The 4,112-nt window shown below is 45.0% G+C and carries 4 protein-coding genes; 1 reads left to right on the forward strand and 3 read right to left on the reverse strand.

Annotated features, from left to right (window positions below; all coding sequences use genetic code 11):
- Nucleotides 1-691 (forward strand): alanine:cation symporter family protein (locus tag ACP45E_RS11515; RefSeq protein WP_141707307.1); only part of this gene is annotated, 691 nt, incomplete at its 5' end.
- Nucleotides 692-826: 135 nt separating this feature from the next.
- Here the strand turns inward: ACP45E_RS11515 and ACP45E_RS11520 are convergent.
- The 3 genes from ACP45E_RS11520 to guaB all read right to left on the reverse strand — a co-directional run.
- Nucleotides 827-1,426: an acetate uptake transporter gene (locus ACP45E_RS11520; RefSeq protein ID WP_017034161.1), complete on the reverse strand. Its 600-nt coding sequence runs from the start codon at nt 1,424-1,426 to the stop codon at nt 827-829.
- A 187-nt stretch (nt 1,427-1,613) separates the two neighbouring features.
- The gene (guaA, locus tag ACP45E_RS11525; protein ID WP_017037648.1) at nt 1,614-3,167 is read right to left on the reverse strand and encodes a glutamine-hydrolyzing GMP synthase; all 1,554 of its coding nucleotides are present in this window, start codon (nt 3,165-3,167) and stop codon (nt 1,614-1,616) included.
- A 131-nt stretch (nt 3,168-3,298) separates the two neighbouring features.
- Nucleotides 3,299-4,112 (reverse strand): IMP dehydrogenase (gene guaB / locus ACP45E_RS11530; RefSeq protein WP_198927714.1); only part of this gene is annotated, 814 nt, incomplete at its 5' end.

Genomic DNA, 4,112 nt, shown 5'->3' on the forward strand with positions numbered 1-4,112 from the left:
GGCGGCGGCGAGCGTTGATCACCCAGCTCAACAAGGTCTGGTTCAGTCTTTTTCTATCTACATCGATACACTACTCGTCTGTTCTGCAACGGCGTTTATGATTCTGATCACTGGTGCGTACAACGTTCACGGCGGTCCAGATGCTTTCATCGTTCAAAACATTGCTGAAAACATCAGTGCAAACGGCCCTGTATTTACTCAAATGGCAATCGAAAGTGCGCTTCCTGGTGTAGGTAAACCATTCATCGCGATTGCTTTGTTCTTCTTTGCTTTCACGACGATTCTGGCTTACTACTACATCGCGGAAACCAACATTGCTTACATCCGTAGAACGGTAAAAGTCAATGGTCTGATGTTTGTCCTTAAGCTGGTTATCATTTCCGCTGTTTTCTATGGCACGGTGAAAACAGCTAATTTAGCTTGGGCTATGGGTGACGTGGGCGTAGGCATGATGGCTTGGTTGAATATAGTGGGTATTATCATTATTTTCTTCATGTCAAAACCTGCACTAAAAGCACTGGAAGATTATGAAGAACAACAAAAGCGTGGTGTGACTGAGTTCACCTTTAACCCTATTAAACTAGGCATTAAAGGCGCGACGTACTGGGAAGAGAAGTACAAACGCAAGACAGGTAACGAACCTCAGGCTGAAGAAAAAGAAGCCAAACCTGTTGAACAACCATCAACCTAACATTGGAGACAATAAGCCGTCACTAATGCAAATGAAGTAAATTCAGTCCAATAAACACAAAGGGTTAGCAATATTGCTAACCCTTTTTATTTTTATCACCTTGTATTGCGACGTATAAGGTGAGTATTCTCAGACTTAAGCCGCAATTTCTTGAGTCATTGGAATGACCTGAGCTTGCTGTTTTTCACCAATCGGCAATACAGTACGCCCGTATTCGTTATTGATAACTTGTGCCATCGCAAAGTAAATCGCGCTTGCTCCGCAGAAGATACCTTCAAAACCAGCGATAGTGCCGATTAGTTCGCTGCCAGTGAAATCACGAGCTGCAAGTAGGAAGAACAAGATAGTTAGTGAACCGAATACAACTTGCTTCGCCACTGGGTAGCATAGAGAGCCGATGAACATGAAGCCTGTGAAGATGCCCCATAGTAGTAGGTACCAACCCATGAATGCTGCAGGGCTTGCAGGTAGGCCCATGTAAGGCATCACGATTAAACCAACCAAAGACAACCAGAATAGGCCGTAAGAAGTAAACGCAGTTGTACCGAACGTGTCACCACGTTTGAAACACATTGTGCCCACGATAACTTGGCTCAATCCGCCATAAAAGATTCCCATCGCTAGAATCATTGAATCCATAGGAAAAAATCCCGCATTATGGATGTTTAGCAGGATGGTTGTCATACCAAACCCCATTAATCCAAGGGGCGCAGGGTTTGCTAGTTTCGTTGACATCTCACTTACCTTTTAAAAAATAGTTATAAAATTTACACGCGGAGTTTAATCCTGAGTGCTATAAAAAGGAAATGTCGTTAACGAAAACTAAGATTGCAGTTCGATCATAAGAAAGATAGAGCCAAAAAAAGCCTCGCAATAACATCACGAGGCTTTCCTATTCTGATAGACCTAATCTATTGAAAGATTATTCCCATTCGATAGTTGCAGGTGGCTTACCTGAAATATCGTAAACAACACGAGAGATGCCATCGACTTCATTGATGATACGGTTAGAAACCTTACCTAAGAAGTCATATGGTAGGTGTGCCCAGTGAGCAGTCATGAAGTCGATAGTTTCTACAGCACGTAGCGATACAACCCAATCGTACTTACGACCATCGCCCATTACGCCAACTGAACGTACTGGTAGGAATACCGTGAATGCTTGAGATACTTTGTGGTAAAGGTCAGCAGCGTGAAGCTCTTCAATGAAGATAGCATCTGCGCGACGTAGTAGATCACAGTACTCTTTCTTCACTTCGCCAAGTACACGAACACCTAGACCTGGACCTGGGAACGGGTGGCGGTAAAGCATGTTGTATGGAAGACCAAGCTCTAGACCGATCTTACGTACTTCATCTTTAAACAGCTCACGTAGAGGCTCAACAAGGCCCATTTCCATATCATCAGGAAGACCACCAACGTTGTGGTGAGATTTGATTACGTGTGCTTTACCTGTCTTAGATGCAGCAGACTCGATTACGTCTGGGTAGATAGTACCCTGAGCAAGCCATTTAGCATTCTTCAGTTTCTTAGACTCTTCATCGAAGATATCTACGAATACGTGACCAATGATCTTACGCTTCGCTTCTGGTTCAGCTTCGCCTTCAAGAGCATCAAGGAAACGTTGCTCAGCATCTACTTTGATGATGTTTAGGCCAAACTTGTTGCCGAACATCTCCATAACCTGCTCACCTTCGTTTAGACGAAGAAGGCCGTTATCAACAAATACACAGGTTAGTTTGTCGCCGATAGCGCGGTGAGCAAGCATCGCAACTACAGATGAATCAACACCACCAGAAAGACCAAGGATAACTTCGTCGTCACCTACTTGTTCTTTAATACGTGCAACTGCATCTTCAATGATTGAAGCTGAAGTCCACAGACCTTCACAACCACATACGTTAAGAACGAAGTTCTCAAGCATTTTCAGGCCGTTTTTAGTGTGTGTTACTTCTGGGTGGAATTGAACACCGAAGTACTTCTTCTCTTCGTTTGCCATTGCAGCGTATGGGCAAGTGTCTGTTTCAGCGATCTTTGTGAAATCAGCTGGAATCTCAACTACTTTGTCACCGTGACTCATCCAAACATCTTGAGTCGTCTCAAGGTCAGCGAAAAGTGCAGATTCACCAGTTACTTGTACAGCAGCGTAGCCGAACTCGCGTTCAGTAGACGTTGCTACTTTACCGCCAAGTTGCTCAGCCATAGTTTGCATGCCGTAGCAGATACCGAATACAGGAACACCTGAATCAAATACGTACTGAGGTGCACGTGGAGAGTTCTCTTCCGTTACACTTTCAGGGCCACCAGATAGGATGATACCGTCTGGATTGAATTCACGAATATCCGCTTCTTCTACGTCCCAGCTCCAAAGTTCACAGTAAACACCGATTTCACGAATACGACGAGCAACAAGCTGCGTATATTGAGAGCCGAAATCCAGAATCAGAATACGTTGGTCATGAATATTTTTAGTCATTTGAGGTAATCTTATTAGCTAAATAATGAAACGGAGACGAGTTTACTCGCCTCTTATTAAGTCTTCAAGCGGTAAGGCAATCGTTTTCGCAGGGCGACTTCATCACTGAAATAGCCTCAACGAACCTACCATTAACCTAGACGGTAATTAGGTGCTTCTTTTGTAATTTGAACATCATGCACGTGAGATTCGGCCATACCTGCTCCAGAAATACGAACAAATTCAGCTTTAGTACGCATATCTTCAACAGTCGCAGAACCTGTTAGACCCATGCTTGAGCGAAGACCGCCCATTTGCTGATGTACGATTTCTTTCAAACGGCCTTTATATGCGATGCGACCTTCAATACCTTCTGGAACAAGCTTGTCTGCAGCGTTATCAGATTGGAAGTAACGGTCAGAAGAACCTTGAGACATAGCGCCAAGAGACCCCATACCACGGTATGACTTGTAAGAACGACCGTTGTAAAGGATAACTTCACCCGGTGCTTCTTCAGTACCCGCGAACATTGATCCAACCATCACACAAGATGCGCCAGCAACGATAGCTTTACAGATATCGCCAGAGAAGCGGATACCGCCATCTGCAATGACTGGAATACCGTATTCGTTCGCTACTTCAGCTGCGTCTGCGATGGCTGTTACTTGCGGAACACCAACACCCGTAACGATACGAGTCGTACAAATTGAACCCGGGCCGATACCCACTTTAACCGCACTGACACCGGCTTCGATAAGAGCACGAGCGCCAGCGCCTGTTGCTACGTTACCTCCAATGATTTGTAGATCAGGGTATGCAGCACGAGTTTCACGAATACGGTTAAGTACGCCTTCAGAGTGACCGTGTGATGAGTCGATGAGTAGAACGTCTACACCCGCTTCAACAAGAGCAGCAACGCGCTCTTCGTTACCAGCACCAGCACCAACAGCTGCACCGACACGTAGG

Source organism: Vibrio genomosp. F10 str. 9ZD137 (genome assembly GCF_049974785.1).
Taxonomy (GTDB): domain Bacteria; phylum Pseudomonadota; class Gammaproteobacteria; order Enterobacterales; family Vibrionaceae; genus Vibrio.